Genomic DNA, 20,869 nt, shown 5'->3' with positions numbered 1-20,869 from the left:
TTGATTATAGGGAGATAAATTGTTTCAAAATGGCTTCACCTACTTTCCCACTTTTTTCAGGGTGGAACTGGCAAGCGTAGAAATTGTCTTTTTGCAAAGCTGCGCTAAATGGTTGGATATAATCCGTTGTGGCAGCCGTGAAATCATTTATCGGCACATAGAAACTGTGTACGAAATAGACGAATTCGTTTTCCAGCTCTTTGGGGAACATCTTGTCGTTTAGATTGTAGATGCTGTTCCATCCCATGTGGGGGATTTTATCTTCATGTTTTTGTGGAATGAATCGTTTTACATCCACATCGAAGACGTTCAGGCAGTTCACATCACCTTCTTCAGAATGACGACACAACAACTGCATCCCCAGACATATACCCATGACCGGTTGCTTGAGATTAACAATCAATTCGTCCAGACGATGCTGTTTAAGGTAATTCATCGTGGTTTCGGCTTCACCTACACCGGGGAAGATTACTTTGTCAGCCGACTGAAGTTCCTCTTTGTTGTCGGTAATCACAGCCTCTATGCCTAAGCGTTTCAATGCATAGTTTACAGAATAGATATTACCGGCATTATAGTTTAAAATTGCAACTTTCATTCTTGTAAGTTCTTGATGAATCGGAATATTCGACTCTCAGGATTAGTTAAATAAAACCGTTTTGTTTTTGTAGGTCAACACCTTGTGTTCGATATGTTTTTCCACTGCTCGGGAAAGAACGATTTTCTCCAAATCCTGTCCCTTGTGAATCAGGGTTTTCACCGTGTCTTTGTGAGAGATACGGGCAATATCCTGTTCGATAATCGGGCCGGCATCGAGGTCGCTGGTTACATAATGGCTGGTTGCACCAATTAGTTTTACTCCACGTTCGAACGCTGCATGATAAGGTTTTGCACCTACGAAAGCAGGCAGGAATGAGTGATGGATATTGATGATTCGGTTCGGGTATTGTTTGATAAAGTTCGGAGAAACCACCTGCATGTAACGCGCTAAAACGATGAAGTCAATCTTGTGCTTTTTCAATAGCTCAACCTCAAGCGCTTCTTGTTCGGCTTTTGTCTCTTTCGTGATTGGAAAACAATGGAATTCAATTCCGAAACGCTTGGCTACTGTCTGTAGATCCGGGTGATTGCTGATAATGACCGGGATAGCAACATTCCATTCGCCGGCAATGTAACGTGCCAGCAGGTCGTAGATACAGTGTGACATTTTGGAAACGAAAATGGCCATACGCGGCGTGTCATCACTGAAGTAGAGGCGGAAATCCATGTCATATTTCTGCCCGTAGAGTGTACCGAAGTATTCATTGATTTTATCACGGGGAATCACGAAGTTTTCCAGTTCCCATTCTACACGCATAAAAAATACCCCTTCAGTACGGTCCACGTGCTGGTCGAGGTAGATAATATTACCACCATTTGCGTTGATAAAGTCTGTTACCAACGCAATCAGACCCGGTTTATCGGGACAGTGAATCAGTAATATTGCGGTGGATTGATTTGCCTCAGTTGTTGCCATTTTTCCATTAAATTTTGAGATGCAAAGATAGCAATTTCCCTCATAAGGCAGGCCAATCCGTTACTGTTTAAGCGCTTTTATGACAGCATTTGAGTAAATGAAACTCTCTTCGGCGTTAAATTGAAAGCAAAACGTGTTTTTCCTGAATAGATAGGGATTCTCGGTCAGGAAATTGGGCAATCCAAAGGGTAGAATGTAGCGGTCTTCAATAAAAGAGTCACCTTTGCCGAAGAAGCAAATATTACTTTCTTTGTCAATGTCCGGTGCAATTTGTCGATACCAGGATACTTTGGTCAGATTATCGCCTTTTTTGATGTCTTTTACATAGGAGTCGACTGTTTCCGAACGGCCTGAAAGCACCAGGTAATTTTGAATAGTGTCGCAATAGATTATCGGGTCACCCAATGAAAAGATTTGTCCAAACATTCCGGTGTATAATTTTTCCGGAAATCCTTTTTGATTCAACGGTAGCTTAACCATTTTCTCGTTTGCCTTATCAATCTTAGCGTGGAGGGATTCCAGTCGTTCTGCAACATCTTTCAGATTATCCAGTTTGATTAAGAGAACTTTCTGATAAATTTTTTCAGGAACCAGCACGGGGTAGTAGGCAATGTTGATTTCTCCCTCAAAGTGATTCCCGAAAATGGAGTCAACGCTCATAAAATCTTTTCGAAAAAAGGTGGTGTCTTTCTCCTGGCTACCGTAGAAACGTTCCTGATTTTGTACAAAACGATCCCGGTCACTTAATCCGTAGTGAAGGCAAACGGGGCAATTTTTACTGATAATGTCGGGGTTTAATGCTTGTCCACCGTTTTGACCGATAAACAAGCAGAGGCGATTCTGCTTTTCATATAGAGGAGAGGTGTAGCAACTCATTGTTACTTTATCCTTGCTGAAAGAGAGCTCGGGTGCAATCCATTCGGTAAGGTTGAGCGTATCCACTTTGTCGGGTGTATTGCCGTAATGAAGCGGAATTCCATTTAGTCTGAGGAAGAACTTTAAAGACGAGGACTTCTCGCTGTCTTTGGCAATATCAATAAAATCAGGTTCTTCAAGTTTGCCTTTAGGAGTAGAAATTCGCATTATCGCTTCATCAATAAGACGGTTCTGGAAACTTCCGGCAAAGATTCCTTTGTAATAAAAGCAGTGAAAACTAACCCCTGTTGTGACGTAATAGTGGGTAATCTCAATTCCTGCATTTTTTTCAATCATTGGTGCAAATGATGACTTGAAGTGTTGGTCCAGCATATCGGCAATCCTCTCCTTATCTCCGGCAGCCATTTTAAAAAGCAGAAGTTCTCCATGCTCATTTTCCCAAGTGTGAAAAGAGATAATCATCTGATGCAGGCTGTTTTCGGTGCCCGACCAGTTTCCTTTAGAGAAATAGGGTTGAAGGTTAGTGAGTGTCTTGATGATTGAGGGGTTACTTTTATTCTTGAGATATGCCTGGATGAGGTAGTTTTGCTTGATGCTGTCGAGGTCTTTCAGGTTGTCGATGGCTATAAATGCATCGCAATTTTCGGGGATAATACGCATCAGGTCGGTGCGGGCAGCAGAATGTTCGTCTGCGAATTTTTGATATACAAAAAAAGCGCCGGCAGCAACAACTGCGATAATTGCCACAGTCAGGCTGATTTTGATAATATGAAATTTGCTCATAACGCAAGTCTGTTTATAAAGAGAGCCTAGGGGCAGCTCTGCTTTTGTGGTTTTGGCAATCTTATTTTCTCAACGGTAAAACATCGGTTTGGAGGCCTTTGTTTGGATATTTAACACCCCAAATTTAGTTAAATAATTGATACGGTGAAATGCTTTAGTGAAAATGTATATACAAAAATGACGATGAGACAAACCGCAACCAGGTTTTTGTCTGCATCGTCATAAAGTCGGTTTTCTAAGTGTGTGTTATTCAGGAGTTAAAAGCCTATGGCCGGTTTTGAACGCTGCTTTTCTTTTAGCTGTTTGATGACCTCTTCAAATTTTTCACGGCTGATGACTTCGTTGTCAAGGAGGGTTTCCAGCGCTTCTTTTTGTGCGCTGTACTCCATTTTCGGATCGTCAGGCCGGATTTCGATGTCGATGATGCGTTGTGTCATTCTTTCATGAAGGGTCTGGATAAATTTATCCACTTCCTGCTTGTTCGGTGAGTCAGCTAAGATAGAAAAACTCTCTTTCCCTCCTTTGATTACAATTTGAGGCTTTCTGTCCACATAGACAATTAGTAAAAATATTATGAATATGATAAGCGAACTGGCTACCACAATCCAGGAGGAGGGTGTCGTAAAGGTCAGATTTTTCCAGATGAGTGAACCGATGACTAAGCCTGTGAAAATTATAACCGCTAGGACAACTCCAAGAGATTTCTTTCGAACATAGGCAGTTTCGAATCCTAAATCCTCATACTTTAAGGTTAGTTCAATATCTTCCATGGGAGATTCCATTCGAATGTTAATCTCCTTGTCTGAAAGGGTGAATTCCCTATAGTCCCAAAGCCGTCGTTGTTCTAATTTCATGACCTGTGTGCTTTATTATAAAACGGCTATTTAAGGGCTTTTGTTTGATTTGCTAATTGATGAAAGCTGGTGTCGTTTTTTATTTGATTGGAATTTTGCTTCCCAGAAATTTTGGCTTATAGCCAAATATTAAATCAATGAAAACTTTATTCCGGGCGAATAATTCCCGCAATTTAGTTTTGAATCCTTTGAAAGCGGTAACTTCTTGTGCGTTATAACCGAATGCTTCAATTCCATTCTTTCGGGCGATGAAAACAGCACGCTCATTATGGAATTTCTGAGATATGATAATAAAAGTATTTTGGCCGAATATTTCTTTCGCTCTTATCACAGAGTCAAATGTGCGGAATCCGGCATAATCGAGGTGTATCACACTGTCGGGAACTCCTCTTTTAATCAGTTCCATTTTCATATCCATCGGTTCGTTGTAATCTTGCTTGCTATTATCCCCACTGACAATAATGTGTTTGATTTTTCCTGCGTGGTATAATTGCAATGTAGCTTCAATTCTCTTATAAAAGAAATCATTTGGACTACCATTTTTCAATGTCCGGCTTGTGCCAAGCAGAAGTCCACATTTGGTTGGATTAAGTTTGTTGATATTATCAGATATGTAAGGGCTACTATACCTGATTACCGACTTATTAGCCAAAATTGAGAATATCAGAATTATGGTTGTGATTGATGTAACAGTAATTTTGATTTTTCCTGAACGTGTCATATTTTACTTCGATTATCGATTTCCACAAACATAGATAATAATTTTGATTGTTGAAAAAACGGGAAGCCGAAGCCGACTTCCCGTTTCCAAATATTGTGATATGGTTACTTCCAGACTACCACTCCTGCCGGAGTTAACTCCTTCGTGCCGAAGATGATTTTAGCATCTTGTGGAATGTTTATCGTTACGTTGCTTGATGAGTAGTTGACTGCAATCCAGAATCCGTCACGCCAGTTGACCATTACGCCTTCAGGCTGTTCATTGGTGCTGATTCCTGCTAATTCATATACTTTTTTCAGCACGTCTTTCTCCAGCTTACCATCGTCGGTGTCAGTTCCGATATAGGTTACGGTTCCCTTGCCCAGCTTGCGGTGGATGACAGATGCTTTTCCGGCATAGAACTGGTCAGCATAAGTTGCCCAGGTTTCGGTGCCTTGCATCGGCTCAAGCATATCAGCCCAGTTGTTCCAGAAGTATGTGTTGCCATTGAATGATACTTTCGCCTTAATATCATTATCAAGCATATCGTTCATGGCGATTTTGGCTCCAATCAAATCAACTATTGCATTGGCCCACTGTGCTTCACGGAAATGTCCGTTACGGTCTTTCAGCCCGGTGCGAACCGTCAGCACCAGATTTCCTCCGTTTTCCACGTATTTCTTCCATTTAGCTACCAATGCTTCATCCACCATTTGGTAAGCCGGAGCAATGACTACCGGGTACGAGCTCAAATCGCGGTCTTCGCCTACGATGTCCACCGGCGCGGAAAGCAGTTTCACTGCGTTGTAGCATTTGGTAACGTGTGTGATTTGGTTCCATTGGTATGTCTGCGGTTGAACGGTAGTTTCCCACACATTATCCACATTATACAGAAGAGCAGTTTTGCGGGCCGCATACTCCTTCGGCATTTGAGTGTTGGGTTTGTACAATTTGCGCAGCTCGCGGATTTCTTTCATGAACTGGTTGTATTGCTGGCCACCGTTAAGTTCGGTTACGCCATCAGTGCCAACCATTCCGTAGTGGAACTGCTCTCCGCCAAACAGCGGCTGACGGAAGCGGTAAGAACAGATAAAGTCAAGACCACCGGCAAAAGCGTTCCACAACCAGGCGTGAACGGCTCCCGGATAGGGTTGTGGGTTGTAGCTTCCCCAGTTTACCTGACCGGGTTGAAGTTCCATAACGCCGGTCACTCCTTTGAGCGGACGGAAGAAGTCATTGGCATAAGAGATTCTCCACGGGTCACCCAGTCGGAAACCCTGGTCGCCTACGCCTTTGGTATAACCTGCCACAGGATACATGGTGTAAGAGATGAAGTCCAGGTCTTTATTGCGCCACGGATCCACATCAGTGTGGCCGTGCATGAAGTTGCTGGTCACAAACTGTTCTTTAGAGACATTGGCCTTGATAACGTTGCATTGCATGGAAACAAAGCTTGCGCATTCATCTGCACTGAAACGTTTGAAATCCACCACCGAGATAGGGCTGGCGATACCGGAATAAAGGCGTTTTTCATTCGGGATTTCAATCTGGCTGAAGTCAGAGTAGATAGCTGACCAGAAAGCCGTTCCCCAGGCCTTATTCAGGTTGTCGATAGTTTTGTATTTTTTCTGGAGCCAGATACGGAAGTTGGCCTGTGCAGCCGGGCTGTAGTCGTAGGTGCCATAGTGTGAAGGCTCGTTGTCGATTTGCCATCCCCAGATGCGTTTGTCATTGGCGAAGTGTTTGGCCATCGCTTCAACCATTTTGGAGGTCAGTTCACGGTATTTGGCACTTGACCAGGAGTAGTGTTCGCGGGTGCCGTGCTGGCCGGTTTGTCCGGTCTGCATTTCTACCAGAATCTCGGGGTATTTACGGGTAAGCCATACCGGAGGAGTAGCCGATGGAGTACACATGATGACCTTGAGGTTGTGTTTAGCCGCCAGTTCCACGGCTTTATCCAGCCATTTGAAGTCGTACTGGCCTTCGGTCGGCTCCATCTGTCCCCAGGCAAATTCGGCCATGTGGGTAAATTCGAAGCCCATGTCGGACATTTTCTTGAAATCGCGGTCCCATTGTGCCGGGTCCCATGCTTCGGGATAGTAGTAAACGCCGGTTTCTACCATTTTTTCGGGTTTGAAGAACTGCTTCTGTGCCTGCGATGCCAAGCCGCAGGTCAGTGCCAATCCCATCAGGAGTGTTTTTTTCATAGTGGTAATTAATGATTGTAGTGTGTGAGATTTAAAAGGAAAGCAAATGTAAGAAAATTTGAACGATTGTTCCTACATGATTTTGTGCGATTTCTTTTGTTTGCTTAAAAGATAGTCAGAGTACTTCACGGAAAAAAGCCGTAAATTAGCGCCCTGCATATTTCTGACAATACAAAAAATAAAACCATACGATGTTCTCCTTATTCAAAAAAGACTTATTCAGCCTGATTGGTTCCACGGTTGGGGCCGTAGTGATTGGGCTTTACCTGGTGGCGTTAGCTTTGTTTTTATGGGTCATTCCCGGTGAATATAATCTGGCAGACGGCGGGCTGGCGGTGACAGAGAATCTCTTTCAGCTTTCGTCCCAGCTGTTGCTAATACTGATTCCGGCGCTCACGATGCGCGTTTTTGCCGAGGAGAAACGGCAGGGCACGTGGGATATGCTGCGTGTGCGTCCCATCAGCAGCGGGCGGATTGTGACCGCTAAGTTTCTGGCCGTGTTTGCAACGGTTTCGCTGGGTATTCTGCTGTCGGTGGTACATCCGGTGCTGCTTTCCAGCTTTAGCACTCCGGTCGGGAATATCGACTGGGGCGTGGTGATGGGTTCGTATGGTGGATTGCTGTTGCTGGCGGCTGCTTGTACGGCTGTGGGGATTTTCGCCTCATCGGTTTCGGCCAATCAGGTGGTGGCGTTTATTATTGCTTTGCTGATAAACGGATTTCTCTATTACGGATTTGAATTGTTGAGCGGCATCCCCGGACTCTCATTCTTCCAGTCGTGGTCGGATGTGTTGAGCCTGACCGCCCGTTATAAATCCTTGCAACGCGGTGTCATCGATACCCGCGACCTCTTTTATTTTATCTCTCTATTTTTCATTTTCACCAAACTGACCTCTTTTTATCTGGATAAATACAAGGCAAGTAAACCGTTATTTATCCAGGTAGGCGTGTGGGCGATATTGCTTGTGATTTCGGGGAATGTGTTTTTGCGTTTTGACCTGACGGCGGAGAAACGCTATTCGTTGTCCAATTATACCAAATCATTATTAGGCGGAATGACAGCGCCGGTTCAGGTGAATATTTACCTGGATGGCGAACTCAACGCTGCATTTACCCGACTGAAAAACGGGACAGGTGAACTGATTGACGAGTGCAACAACTACTCGGGAGCTCCCATTTATTACCAATACCTCAATCCATCGGCTACCTCCGAAGCCCAGCGCGATAAGATTTACTCGAAACTGATTGCCCGGGGCATGAAACCCATTTCGGTCAATGAGGCAGACCGCCAGGGTAAGGTGACGCAAAAGCTGGTCTTCCCTTGGGCGGAGATGATTTGCGGAAAAGATACCATGCGTGTGCCGTTGCTCAAAACGCTTCCCGGCAAATCGGCCCACGAAAACCTGAATGCCTCGCTCGAGTCTTTGGAGCTTAACTTCACCGAAGCCCTGCAATGGCTCACCCGCAAAGCCCCGCCGCGCATTGCTTTCCTCGAAGGTCACGGCGAACTGCCCGATGCCTACGTGTCGGATGCCTTGAACAAACTGGGAAGCAGTTACCGCATTGACCGCGGCATGATTGGTCTTGACCCGCAGATTCTTTCTCCGTATAAAGTGTTGGTTATTGCCGAACCGCAAAAGCGTTTCACCGAAGCGGACAAATACGTGCTTGACCAGTACGTGATGCACGGCGGCCGAATTTTCTGGTTGGTGGATGGCGCTTATTTGCCGCAGGAACTTCTGGCTGAAAAAGGGGAGACGACTGCCGCCGCACTTGACCTGAACCTGACCGACTATTTCTTCAATTACGGCGTGCGCATCAATCCGAATCTTTTGCAGGATGCCCAATGCATCTCCATTCCGCTGAAATCACCGAATGGCGCTGAAGATGTTTTCCCGGCACCGTGGTATTTTTCGCCGACCTTGCAGGTGAATCCTTCGCACCTGATTACCCACAATATTTCTATGGTGAAGGCTGATTTTGCTTCGTCGCTGGACTTGGTAGGGGATAATTCAACTGTAAAAAAAGAGGTGTTGTTGGCTACGTCATCGCGTACACACATACTGAGTGTGCCGGCATCCGTTTCTTATCAATCAGTCTATCAGAAATTGCCGCAGGGATATTTCAATGCGGCGAGTGTACCGGTTGCTGTCTTGCTGGAAGGAAAATTTACCTCGCTCTTCAATAACCGTTTTGTACCGGATAGCGTGCAGGGTCAGCGCCTGAATGAAAGTCAGGGCGGGAAAATGATTGTCGTTTCCACGGGAAGCATTATCCGCAATGAGATTCGCCAGGCACAGAACGGACAGCCTACACCTGTTCCCCTCGGCTATGTTCCGTTTATGGATATGCAGTTTGGCAATGCCGATTTCATAGTCAATGCGGTAGAATATTTGGCGGGTGACCAGGGTAAAATCGCCTTGCGTTCGCGCCAGTTTGTGTTGCGATTGCTCGACCAGGCCAAAGTGAATGAGAAGCTGACCCTTATTCAGGTGACGGCTGTGACTGTACCGGTCGTATTGCTTTGCCTGATGGTGATTGGGGTATTTATTTATAGGAAAAGAAGATATAGTGCCTGAAGAGACAAGAATATATCGTTGAAAATGAATCTGTAATTTAATAGGCCAATTTTCAACCGTCAATTTGCAAGCTATAAATTTATAGGCAGGATTTCAACCGTCGAAATCTTGCCTATAATTTTATAGGACGGTTTTAATTCGTATATTTTAACGCTATAAATTTATAGGGTTAAAATATGCAACAGATTTTCATCCTATATTTTTATAGACAGGTTTTCATTCGTCAAAAATGAGCCTATAAATTTATAGGATGGTTTTAAACGGTCAATTTCCTTCCCATATTTTTATAGGTAAATATTCAACGGTTTATTTTAATGCTGGCTGAAACCAGAGTGAAAATAAACGGTTGAAAACCTGTCCGGAAAAATCCGGAGCGTCAAAAAACTGTTTTATTTGATGTCTGGAGAATTTTTTGAGTAAATAAACGCTTGGGTTGAATGTAGGCTTCAACCAGAATGAAATTCAACGGCAGAGAATCTTATCTGTGTAAACTTTTCCAAAGTTCTAAACTTTGGAAAAGTTACAGTCCCAATAAAAAAAAACAGCGACTCACCGTAGCGAGCCGCCGTTCAAGGGTTGAAGGGTTAAAAACAATTTATGACGGGTTATGAGTCCCGGTTTATCATCCTACCCAGGCAGCCAGGTCAGCTTCCGGAGTTGAGATGGTGCCGATTCCGAAGTTTTCTACCAATACTTTTGCTACGTTTGGAGAAAGGAATGCAGGCAATGTTGGTCCGAGGTTGATGTTTTTCACACCTAAGTAAAGCAGAGCCAGCAATACGATTACCGCTTTTTGCTCGTACCATGCGATGTTGTACACGATTGGCAATTCGTTGATATCTTCCAGTTCGAATACCTCTTTCAGTTTCAATGCAATCAGAGCCAATGAGTAGCTGTCGTTGCACTGACCAGCGTCAAGTACGCGGGGAATACCACCGATGTCACCGAGAGGCAATTTGTTGTAACGGTATTTCGCGCAACCTGCAGTCAGGATTACAGAATCTTGTGGCAGACCTTGTGCAAATTCAGAATAGTAATCGCGGCTGTTCATGCGTCCGTCGCAACCTGCCATCACCACAAATTTGCGGATAGCGCCTGTTTTTACAGCGTCAACAACTTTATCAGCCAAAGCAAATACCTGTTCGTGAGCGAAACCACCTACGATAGTACCTGATTCGATTTCGGTAGGAGAAGCACAACGTTTTGCGTGTTCGATGATTTCAGAGAAATCTTTGGTTTTGCCATCTTCACGGGCAGGAATCACTTTCCAGCCCGGGAAGCCTGTAGAACCGGTTGTGTAAATACGGTCTTTGTAACCGGCTTTATCCAGTGGCGGAACGATACAGTTGGTGGTGAAGAGTACAGGGCCGTTGAAGCTTTCGAATTCTTCGCGTTGTTTCCACCATGCGTTACCGTAGTTTCCTACGAAGTGGCTGTATTTCTTGAATGCAGGATAGTAGTGAGCCGGAAGCATTTCGCTGTGAGTATATACGTCCACACCGGTTCCTTCAGTCTGAGCCAACAGCTCTTCGATATCTTTCAGGTCGTGACCGCTGATGAGGATACCCGGTTTGTTGCTTACGCCGATGTTTACAGAAGTGATTTCAGGATTACCGTAGCGGGTAGTGTTGGCTGTGTCGAGCAAGCCCATAGTGTCCACACCGTATTTGCCGGTTTCGAGAGTCAGGGCAACCAATTCGTCAGCAGAGATGTCTGTGCGGGTGGTTTGAGCCAAAGCGTGCTGGATGAAAGTGCTGATTTCGTCTTTTACGAAGCCCAGGTTGTAAGCGTGCTCTGCATAAGCAGCCATACCTTTCAAACCATAGATTACCAGTTCCTTCAACGAACGCACGTCTTCATTTTTCTCTTTCAAAACGCCGACCAATTTAGCTACTGTTTCGTAGTTTTCAGGTGTACCCGCCCATTTTACTTCATCAATTTGCGGAACCGCGATTCCGGCTGCTTCTGCTATTTTCAGCAATTCAGCTTTCAACGCTACGGCTTTGGTTACGCGGGCAGAGATGCTTTCCACGTCGAAGTTAGCGTTGGTGATGGTGCAGAATAGTGCGTCGAGGATGAAGTGATCTACTTCAGGTTTGTTAGCGCCTTGTGTGCGCAGTTGTTCGTTTACGACAGAGATTCCTTTGCTCACATAGATAAGCAAGTCCATGATGTTGGCGGTTTTGTCGTCTTTACCACACACTCCTTTTATTGTACAGCCGGTGCCTTTAGCGGCTTCCTGACACTGAAAACAAAACATATTTTCCATTATTCGATTGATTTGAGACCCAACCCCGTCCCTCCCCAAAGGGGAGGGGGTAAGGGCTTCGGCCAATTTGATTTATAATTTATTTGATTTTGTTTTTTTGTTCCCCTCCTTTGGAGGGGTTAGGGGAGGTCTTTACACCCATTCCTCCTTGATGATATTTCCCTGCAACCCTACAACGATCAGTTTCACCGGGATTTTGCGGGAGGCTTGTGCTGTTGCCATCTGTGCAATCTGAAGCAATCCGCCGCAGCAAGGCACTTCCATGATCATAACTGTAAGGGTATTGATTTTAGCATCGTTAATCATCGCGACTAGTTTGTCGATGTACACCTCTTTGTTGGTGTCGAGTTTCGGACAAGCAATCGCCAGTCGTTTGCCTTTGAGGTGTGTGCTATGAAAATCACCTACCGAGAAAGCAGTACAGTCAGCAGCTAGCAGCAGATCCGCATTGGTCAGATAAGGCGCCATCGGGCTGAGCAAGTGTAGCTGAACCGGCCATTGCTGAAGCTCTGATTGGGAGGCGTATTGCACACCTGCCGGTTTGATGTCTGGTTTGGCAAAGAATTTTGCCTGGCTACCGGGGCAACCGCCACCGTGATGACCGGCATGTTCGTGATGTCCTGCAAATACAGGTTTGGGTTTATCCATAAGTGAGTCAATTGAAATCGGTAGATTATTCTTTTTGATGTAATCGATTCCCTGTTGCAGGAATTCGTGTTGGTCGTGGTCTTTCAGGTGTTTGAGGTGAGCCAGGACTACCTTTTCTCCTTTCGAAGAAATGCGTTCCATTACGGCGATTTCATCGTAAGCTTCTGCCTCGCGCTCTTCAAGTTCGATAGCGCCTACCGGGCAATCACCGATGCAGGCTCCCAGTCCGTCGCAGTAGAGTTCACTAATCATCACCGCTTTTCCGTTGATGAGTTGCAGTGCTCCTTCGTGGCATCCGCTCACGCACTGGCCGCAACCGTTGCAAAGTTCCTCGTCTATTTTTATAATGGTACGTTTCATATTGTTTGAGTTGTTGTTTCGTTGTTTTGATATTGCAAAGGTATCGCGGCGTTCAATCTTAATTTGTAACCCATGTTACAACCGTCATTTTTTTTCTGAAAAATTTTTCTGAGCGAACATTTTCTGCGAACCTCTGTTCCTTTTGATAGCACAAAGGTAGGGGAGCACAACGGGCAAATTTGTAACGCATGTTACAACCACCGAATTTTTTCTACTTTTGTTTTTACTATACAGATGACAAGGATGCTTGCAACTCAGATTTTTACCGATAAGAAAGAAATCCGTATCATTTGTGCGAATAATAAAGATTATAATACCGTAGTAAAAACTCCCCTCCTTTGGAGGGGCAGGGAGGTGTCAATCACATGTTTGAAACGATTATCCGTAATCCCTTGTTCAGGGGATTGAAAATAGAAGAGACGGAAGAGCTGTTTGAAAAGGGGCTCTACCAGATTAAGAAGTTCAAGACGAAAGATATTGTCGCCCTGCAGGGCGAACCGTGCAACAATCTGATGATTATTCTTGACGGTACTGTGCAGGGGCAAATGGTCGATTCGTCAGGTCGGTTGATTGTGATTGAAGAGATTTCAGCGCCATTTGCCATTGCCACGGCGTTTATTTTTGCCGAGAAGAATGAATTACCGGTTTCGGTGGTGGCGTTGAAGGATTGTGAGATTCTCTTTGTACGCCGGGAAGTATTTACCGATATGTTGCAGAAAAACAAGACAGTGCTGCTCAATTACCTCACCGTAATCTCCAACCGCAGCAAGTTCCTTTCGGATAAGATTCACTTCCTGACCTTCCGTACTATCAAGAGTAAGATTGCCGATTTCCTCCTCAAGCGCTCCATAGAGGCAGGCTCCCAAACCATCATCCTCGAAGAGACGCAGCAGGAGTTGGCAGATATCTTTGGTGTGGCGCGTCCTTCTTTGGCCCGAACCTTTAAGGAGATGGAAGATGAGGGGTTGATTGCCATCGAGCGGAAGAAGATGACGCTGCTGGATGTGAGTCGGTTGAAGAAGGTGGCGATGTAGATAATTAAGAAAGCCGTTTAATCAGTCTTTAAGTGCTGGTTAAACGGCTTTTTAATGGTGATGCAGTTTTAGACTTTTATAAGACCGTCCAATAATCTATACCGATTTATTGAATGATATTTAGTTCAAAAGAGAGACGAAAATACGTTCGGTTTGCTCTAATTTCTTATTTGTTTTCGAAATATCTTCCTTTACTTCTATCGTAATTTGCTTAATCCAATTGTTATTTGGATTGTTTGTTAAACTATAAGTGAAGTGTTTAAGTCCACCATTGTATCTGAATTTGATGCCACCTTTTTCGTTATAATAGATCTGCTTATAGTCAATAAGATTGCTGTTTTGGTATTTGTATTTTTTGACTATATATTATTTGGGGTTTAGAACAGTTGAAGACTTTTCTTCCTCGATATTATTGTTAATATCGTATTTATATATTATTGAACCTCGGATCATACTTACTTCCTCAGTTTTCATTGTTATTTTTCCTTTTATATCATATTGATATATTGTTTTCTTTTCTTCGCGGCCGCTTGAATTATATTCTGTTTTTGATGTGACTTGTTTAAACTTGTTTGTTTTGTATTTGGCTATAGGATAGTTTTGTTGTAAATCAAACTCTTCAATTAGAGCGTTATTTGAATCATATTTATATTGAATATCCATTGACTTAGAGATAATTGGTATTATTCTGTCTTCACCTTCGATATCATAGCTAATCTTATATTTTGTAGCATGTGAGATTTGACCATGATTATTATATTCAAAAATAGTCGAATCCCTAATTAATTTACTTAGAACATATTCGCCAAATTTCTCATTGAAGTTGAAGGTCTTATATATGACACTATTAGCCTTTTCTCCTTCGGGAAGTTGTTCTATTCCTGTTATTATTTTCAGATTATTCTTCTGTGTTTTGGCTATTATTTGTGCGTTGATATGACTACACGCAAAATATACAAAGCATAGAAGTAAAACGGCTTTTTTCATTTGAATTATTTTTTTTGATTAGGATCTAGTTATTTGATTGGAATAAATTACAACAGTGTTCCTTAAATTGCTTTGTTCCTCCATGAGATGGATGTCTTATGTATTGAGTTTCAATATCTAATTGAAGATTTTTTATCCCATATTCAGCTCTTTTACCTACTGCACCAATTTTAGTGATATTGAATAAAGCAATAAATTCTATCAAGATTCTTTGTCCTAACTTAATTTCATTGGCATTGGGACATCTGTTTGAATTACTATTAGAAAGCACAAACGGATGGAAGGGAAAAATATTCCACATAATAGGGTATTTTTTGTAGCTTGATAACTCGTTCCAAACTATAGATGCAGATGCTTCGTTTTGTAATCTATTTTCTGGATTAATGGTTTTATATCCATTTTGCTTACCAAGTATCTTTCCATGAGTTTTTGATAATAAAATATCTTCACTAGTGAAAGGGATTCCAGTTAATTTACATCCCTTATATCCTGGAGCTTCCCCTACAAGTAAAATCGATGGTGATATTTCTTGCATTAGTGTAAGATAAATACTTAGGTTATGTCTTCTAATTTGACTTTCGACGGTGTTTCCACTGTATAAGTTTTCAGCATTTTCGCTTGTTCTGATTAAACTGAGATATTCGATGAAGTTCTGTATTTTATCCATGTTCGTATTATGATTTAATATTTAGAGGCCCCACCCACCGGCAGAGCCTCTTGAAATTCCTACTTACTCACAGTAATTCCAAACTCCTTCCACTGCTCTTGCGGGATGTCCATCTTCACCAACTTGGAAGCTTCGGAGGTAGCCGCTTTCACTTTCTCAAGTCGTGCTTCCAGTTCGGATGTCTTCAACTTGAGCTCAGCTTTGAGCCTTTCCTGCTCATTGTTGAGGGCGATTGTCGCTTTGTGATCTGTTTCGTACTGGCTGATAAATGCTTCGTCGATTCCCCGACGACTCAGTTTACCGGCATTGTTTTTCAATCCGGACAGCATCAATTCGTTTTTGCTGACCTGTTCTGCATAACCTTGTTTTGGCATTGTGCGTAGATTTAGTTAGACAAATAATTTATGATCTCTATGTTTATCCGGGGGGACGGTTTCCCCCATCGGTAACTTCTGATTTTCCTCCTTGGGGAGCCTTTTCCCGTGTTGGGGGATTGTTTCCCCCAGCAGTAAAATTCAATCCCCTTGATGGGGGATTAAATTTCCCTGCTTGGGGATTCATTTCCCTTGAAGTAAAATTGAATTTTCTTACAGGGGGATTCATTCCCCTTGATGAAAACTTTAATCCCCTTGAGGAATTATTGAAAATATATCAATGTATTTTGGGGTTATTTGCGAATGTATGAAATATATCTTAATGTTTAGTGTCTCTGGAGGGTTTATTTTGAATTAAACTTTGTAGTTGTCTGAGTGACCATTATAATTCCGATTTTCTGCCAACAATCGCCCTGTCTGTCATACTTATCGGAAATTTTGTCACACTTTGTCTGACTTTGCGGGCGAAAGTTTTTTGGCACGATATTCGCTAAAACTATTGGCGTGTGCCTGATGCGCACTCATCAATTTTCAATTAACAACTTAAATAATAACACAATTATGAGCATTAAACCATTAGCAGACAGAGTGCTGGTTAAGCCAGCTGCTGCCGAGGAGAAAACTATCGGTGGAATCATCATTCCTGATTCAGCAAAAGAAAAACCTTTGAAAGGCGAAGTGATCGCTGTAGGTCAGGGTACTAAAGATGAAGAAATGATCCTGAAAGCCGGTGATCAGGTTCTTTATGGCAAATATGCCGGAACTGAGATCGAACTGGATGGCGACAAGTTCTTAATCATGCGTCAGTCTGACGTTTTGGCTATTATTTAAGACAATAGCAAAGACTGTTTTCTTTAAATGGTAAATTGTAAATAGTAAAATTGTAAATTCCAGAATCATGGCAAAAGAAATCTTATTCAATATCGAAGCCCGCGATCAACTGAAAAAAGGTGTTGACGAATTGGCAAACGCAGTGAAAGTAACTCTTGGTCCTAAAGGCCGTAACGTAATCATCGAGAAAAAATTCGGTGCTCCTCACATCACCAAAGACGGTGTAACTGTGGCTAAAGAAGTAGAACTGGCTGATCCTTTCCAAAACATGGGTGCTCAGTTGGTGAAAGAAGTTGCTTCTAAAACCGGTGACGATGCAGGTGACGGTACTACTACTGCTACTGTATTGGCTCAGTCAATCATCGCTGTAGGTTTGAAAAACGTGACTGCCGGAGCAAATCCGATGGATTTGAAACGCGGTATTGACAAAGCGGTTTCTAAAGTAGTAGAAAGCATCAAAGCTCAATCAAAAGTGGTTGGTGACAACTACGATCAAATCGAGCAGGTTGCTGCTATCTCTGCAAACAACGACGCTGTAATCGGTAAACTGATTGCTGATGCTATGCGTAAAGTTTCTAAAGACGGTGTAATCACTATCGAAGAGGCTAAAGGTATGGAAACTACTATCGAAGTGGTAGAAGGTATGCAGTTTGACCGCGGATACATTTCTCCATACTTCGTGACCAACACTGAGAAAATGGAAGTAGAGATGGAAAATCCTTTCATCCTGATCTACGATAAAAAAGTTTCTAACCTGAAAGAACTTCTTCCAGTACTTGAGCCAGCTGTACAAAGTGGTAAACCATTGTTGATCATCGCTGAAGATGTGGATAGCGAAGCGTTGGCTACTTTGGTAGTTAACCGTCTGCGTGGTTCATTGAAAATCTGTGCAGTAAAAGCTCCGGGCTTCGGTGACCGTCGTAAAGAGATGTTGGAAGATATCGCGGTATTGACCGGTGGTATCGTTATCTCTGAAGAAAAAGGATTGAAACTGGAAGGTGCAACTCTTGATATGTTGGGTACTGCTGAGAAAATCACTATCAGCAAAGACAACACTGTAATCGTAAATGGTTCAGGTCACGCTGATAACATTGCTAAACGTGTGGCTCAGATCAAAACTCAGATCGAAAACACAACTTCTGATTACGACCGCGAAAAACTGCAAGAGCGTCTGGCTAAACTGGCTGGTGGTGTTGCTGTACTTTACGTAGGCGCTGCTTCTGAAGTAGAGATGAAAGAGAAAAAAGACCGCGTTGACGACGCTCTTCACGCTACCCGTGCTGCCATCGAAGAAGGTGTGGTTCCTGGTGGTGGTGTGGCTTACATTCGAGCTATCGAATCTCTTGAAGGTGTGAAAGGTGATAACGAAGACGAAACTACAGGTGTCGAAATCGTTAAACGTTCAATTGAAGAGCCTCTTCGTCAGATCGTTTTCAACGCTGGTGTAGAAGGTGCTGTAGTTGTTCAGAAAGTGAAAGAAGGTGCTGCTGACTTCGGTTACAACGCTCGTACAGGTGTTTACGAAAACCTTTTCGCAGCCGGTGTAATTGACCCTGCTAAAGTAACCCGTGTTGCTTTGGAAAATGCAGCTTCTATCGCTGGTATGTTCCTGACTACTGAAAGCGTTATCGCTGAGAAGAAAGAAGAAGGCGCTGCAATGCCTCCAATGGCTCCCGGTATGGGCGGCATGGGCGGCATGATGTAATCTGACACGCTTCTGTCGAATATATAAAACTAAACCTCCAGGGTCTTCATGACCCTGGAGGTTTTTTGTTAGATTTTACTTGTACTGATGATTATTTGAAATTTCTCCGCATTGACTTTAACAGGCTTTGTGCCGGCATGTCCGGTACAATGATACGTCTGATGCATTGCAAAGGCAGGAGAGTGTCGCGTTTGGTAGAAAGAGAAAAGGAGAGTTTCATGTATTTGCTCATTTTTTCAGCGCTTTCGTGGTTATATACACCATTCGGATAAGCAATGTACTCCACAGGTTTGCCTGTAATCTTTTCCAGTTTTTCTTTAGGTTGGGCAATCTCTTTTTGCCAGTCCTCTTCGGTTTTGTATTTAGTCACCATCGTATGGTCCCAGGTGTGGAGGCCTACGGTATGACCCGCTTTTGCCAATTGGGCAATCTGCTCTTTGGTCATGTAGTTTTCCTTATCGTAGGTGATGGTCATGATAAAGAATACCCCACGGAATCCGTATTTCTCCAGTGTCGGAGCTGCGATAGCCGAGTGTTCCTCACGTGAGTCGTCAAATGTTACCATCACCGGTTTGGTGGGTAGGGATTTGTTGTACACCAGATAGTCATATAATTGTGCCGGAGAGATGGCGTGGTATCCGCTGTCAGCCAATATTTTGATATGTGCTGCAAAGGTGGCAGGGCTGACCGTGTAGTCTCCTTTCTTTCCTTCGGTGATGCGGTGGTAACACAGCACGGGAATCTCCGGTTTGTCCATTATCTGTGCGACACTGTTTGGAGATGGTTTGCCGGTATCATTACCCTTCTGTTGAGGTTGTTGTGTTGACGGGGATGGTTTATCCTGTTTTGATGTCGCGTTGTTGCAACTTGTTAATGCAATGGTCAGCCAAAGGGCTCCGGCAATAAATAGCATTTGTTTCATGGTTCAATAGTTGTCTTTGATTAAACTTATGTGGTTTCAACGGTTTTTCCGTTGCGTCGTATTATTTTGTTTGAGTGATTGGTAAATGACCTCCTGTATTTTGGTGCGGATACCCATCTTTGCCAGCTTGTTGATGCTGTCGTTAGGATAGGTACGGTTACTCAGGAAAACAAAGATCAGATTGTTGACCGGGTCCACCCAGCAGCAGGTCCCTGTGTATCCCGTATGACCATATACAGCAGCCGGAGCCGAAGCGCAACAGGGACTATGGTTGGGAATGGTAGTAACTGGTTTGTCAAAGCCCAGTCCGCGTCTGCCGCTCGGGGAAGTGGTTGAGGTAAACAGGCGGCAAGTCTCTTCGCTCAGGTAGCGTTTGCCGTTGATTTCTCCCCGGTTAAGCAGCATCTGATAAACCAAAGCAACATCATGAGAAGTGGAAAATAGCCCGGCATTTCCAGATACACCTCCCAGAATGGCTGCGTCAGGGTCATGTACAAAACCTTGAATCATCCCGTTGCGAAGGAAATCCTTTTTCAACGTCGGGGCAATTTCTTCCCGGTTGTGGTTGCGCAATGGCAGATAGGACATCGACGCCAACTGCATCGGACGGTAAAACTCTGCATTGAGAAAACTGTCCATCGGCATTTTGCAAATGCTTTCCACCACCTCTTTCAATAGAATGAAATTGACACAACTGTACACGTATGTTTTGCTTCTGAGCGGAGTCCTGACAATCATCTGCATAGCAGAGTCGCGGACTTTACCGGTGATAAAGAAGCTGTCTGTCACCTGTAACGGAAATTGAAAAGAGGGTGTTTTAGAGACCCAATCCCCTTTGAACCGGTATTGAGGACCTACTACCTGGTTTATATTGTTTACAGATGTAAATCCATTATCTTTTCCCCCGGCCACAACCGGAAGTTTTCCATTTCTATCAATAGCCAGACTGTAAAAGGGTAACGATGCGGGTAAGCCCGATTCGTGGAAAAGCAACTCGGTAATGGTGATGTTTTCCTTGTTGGTGCCGCGGAGAAACGGCAGATATTGGGAGGCTTTGTCTGTCAGTTTGATAAGTCCTTTGTCGTAGAGCTTCATCAGGGCCAGTAATGTTCCTGTTGTTTTGGACAAAGAGGCCAGGTCGTAGATGGTGTTGGACGAAACCTTTTGATTGTTTTCGTACGTGTAGGTGCCAAAGCATTTATCGTAAACGGTATAGCCATCCCTGAGTATCAATACCTGGCAGCCCGGATAAGCTTTGGCATCAATGCCCTCTTTTACAATAGTGTCGATATGGGATAGCGTGGCGGAACTCATTCCGACATGTTCGGCTGTAACTGTTTGTAGGGAATGAATTCCCTTTTTGGATGTATTTTCAGCTATGCAATGACAAGCGGCAGCGCCAGTCAACGCAAATGCGATTATGTAAATGGATAGTTTTTTCATACCGGACAAAAATAAAACATTGATGCGAATCTGTTGACCACATCAATGTCGGGCTAAATGTAACTATTCTTTCAGTAAAATGATATTAACTCTGTGCCAAAAATAGTTTCAAAAGAG

17 protein-coding genes are annotated in these 20,869 nt (G+C 43.6%); 4 read left to right on the top strand and 13 right to left on the bottom strand.

Annotated features, from left to right (window positions below):
* Positions 1 to 4: 4 nt before the first annotated feature.
* The 6 genes from hisH to MLE17_RS17075 form a co-directional block, all read right to left on the bottom strand.
* Entirely contained in the window at positions 5 to 595 is a 591-nt protein-coding gene (gene hisH, locus MLE17_RS17100; protein WP_243349940.1) for an imidazole glycerol phosphate synthase subunit HisH, read from the bottom strand.
* Positions 596 to 637: 42 nt separating this feature from the next.
* A complete protein-coding gene (purU, locus tag MLE17_RS17095) occupies positions 638 to 1,513 on the bottom strand; it encodes a formyltetrahydrofolate deformylase (protein WP_243349939.1) in 876 nt (291 codons plus the stop codon).
* Between the two features lie 60 nt (positions 1,514 to 1,573).
* Entirely contained in the window at positions 1,574 to 3,172 is a 1,599-nt protein-coding gene (locus MLE17_RS17090) for a hypothetical protein (RefSeq protein ID WP_243349938.1), read from the bottom strand.
* A gap of 257 nt (positions 3,173 to 3,429) precedes the next feature.
* Entirely contained in the window at positions 3,430 to 4,026 is a 597-nt protein-coding gene (locus tag MLE17_RS17085) for a hypothetical protein (RefSeq protein ID WP_243349937.1), read from the bottom strand.
* Positions 4,027 to 4,105: 79 nt separating this feature from the next.
* On the bottom strand, positions 4,106 to 4,747 hold the full coding sequence (locus tag MLE17_RS17080) for a vancomycin high temperature exclusion protein (protein ID WP_243349935.1): 642 nt from the start codon (positions 4,745 to 4,747) through the stop codon (positions 4,106 to 4,108).
* 104 nt (positions 4,748 to 4,851) lie between these two features.
* The gene (locus MLE17_RS17075) at positions 4,852 to 6,933 is read right to left on the bottom strand and encodes a beta-galactosidase (protein WP_243349934.1); all 2,082 of its coding nucleotides are present in this window, start codon (positions 6,931 to 6,933) and stop codon (positions 4,852 to 4,854) included.
* A gap of 191 nt (positions 6,934 to 7,124) precedes the next feature.
* Here MLE17_RS17075 and gldG point away from each other — a divergent pair, with 191 nt between their 5' ends.
* Entirely contained in the window at positions 7,125 to 9,512 is a 2,388-nt protein-coding gene (gene gldG / locus MLE17_RS17070; protein ID WP_243349932.1) for a gliding motility-associated ABC transporter substrate-binding protein GldG, read from the top strand.
* 622 nt (positions 9,513 to 10,134) lie between these two features.
* Here gldG and hcp read toward each other — a convergent pair.
* Both hcp and MLE17_RS17060 read right to left on the bottom strand, forming a co-directional pair.
* The gene (hcp, locus tag MLE17_RS17065; RefSeq protein ID WP_243349931.1) at positions 10,135 to 11,781 is read right to left on the bottom strand and encodes a hydroxylamine reductase; all 1,647 of its coding nucleotides are present in this window, start codon (positions 11,779 to 11,781) and stop codon (positions 10,135 to 10,137) included.
* 132 nt (positions 11,782 to 11,913) lie between these two features.
* Positions 11,914 to 12,789, bottom strand: coding sequence for an ATP-binding protein (locus MLE17_RS17060; protein WP_243349930.1), 876 nt, complete (start codon positions 12,787 to 12,789; stop codon positions 11,914 to 11,916).
* Positions 12,790 to 13,154: 365 nt separating this feature from the next.
* On the opposite strand from MLE17_RS17060, the gene MLE17_RS17055 reads away from it, so the two are divergent.
* A complete protein-coding gene (locus MLE17_RS17055) occupies positions 13,155 to 13,823 on the top strand; it encodes a Crp/Fnr family transcriptional regulator (protein ID WP_243349929.1) in 669 nt (222 codons plus the stop codon).
* Between the two features lie 366 nt (positions 13,824 to 14,189).
* Here the strand turns inward: MLE17_RS17055 and MLE17_RS17050 are convergent, their stop codons facing one another.
* From MLE17_RS17050 to MLE17_RS17040, 3 genes are read right to left on the bottom strand one after another with little or no spacing between them, the layout of a single operon-like run.
* Positions 14,190 to 14,810, bottom strand: a complete 621-nt coding sequence (locus tag MLE17_RS17050; protein ID WP_243349928.1) for a hypothetical protein — start codon at positions 14,808 to 14,810, stop codon at positions 14,190 to 14,192.
* A gap of 25 nt (positions 14,811 to 14,835) precedes the next feature.
* Positions 14,836 to 15,477, bottom strand: coding sequence for a uracil-DNA glycosylase (locus MLE17_RS17045; RefSeq protein WP_243349927.1), 642 nt, complete (start codon positions 15,475 to 15,477; stop codon positions 14,836 to 14,838).
* 59 nt (positions 15,478 to 15,536) lie between these two features.
* Positions 15,537 to 15,851, bottom strand: coding sequence for a hypothetical protein (locus MLE17_RS17040; protein WP_243349926.1), 315 nt, complete (start codon positions 15,849 to 15,851; stop codon positions 15,537 to 15,539).
* Positions 15,852 to 16,412: 561 nt separating this feature from the next.
* On the opposite strand from MLE17_RS17040, the gene MLE17_RS17035 reads away from it, so the two are divergent.
* Both MLE17_RS17035 and groL read left to right on the top strand, forming a co-directional pair.
* Positions 16,413 to 16,682, top strand: a complete 270-nt coding sequence (locus MLE17_RS17035; protein WP_243349925.1) for a co-chaperone GroES — start codon at positions 16,413 to 16,415, stop codon at positions 16,680 to 16,682.
* 67 nt (positions 16,683 to 16,749) lie between these two features.
* Positions 16,750 to 18,387, top strand: coding sequence for a chaperonin GroEL (gene groL, locus MLE17_RS17030; RefSeq protein ID WP_243349924.1), 1,638 nt, complete (start codon positions 16,750 to 16,752; stop codon positions 18,385 to 18,387).
* A 91-nt stretch (positions 18,388 to 18,478) separates the two neighbouring features.
* On the opposite strand, the gene MLE17_RS17025 is transcribed toward groL, so the two are convergent.
* Positions 18,479 to 19,309 carry a polysaccharide deacetylase family protein gene (locus MLE17_RS17025; protein ID WP_243349923.1) on the bottom strand — a complete coding sequence of 277 codons (831 nt, stop codon included), beginning with the start codon at positions 19,307 to 19,309 and terminating at the stop codon, positions 18,479 to 18,481.
* A 36-nt stretch (positions 19,310 to 19,345) separates the two neighbouring features.
* Entirely contained in the window at positions 19,346 to 20,752 is a 1,407-nt protein-coding gene (locus MLE17_RS17020; protein WP_243349922.1) for a serine hydrolase domain-containing protein, read from the bottom strand.
* Positions 20,753 to 20,869: the final 117 nt, after the last annotated feature.

This window comes from Parabacteroides sp. FAFU027 (assembly GCF_022808675.1).
Taxonomy (GTDB): Bacteria; Bacteroidota; Bacteroidia; order Bacteroidales; family UBA7332; genus CAXXIC01.
Note: the sequence above shows the minus strand (reverse complement) of the source record. Positions and strands in the feature narration are given on the sequence as shown.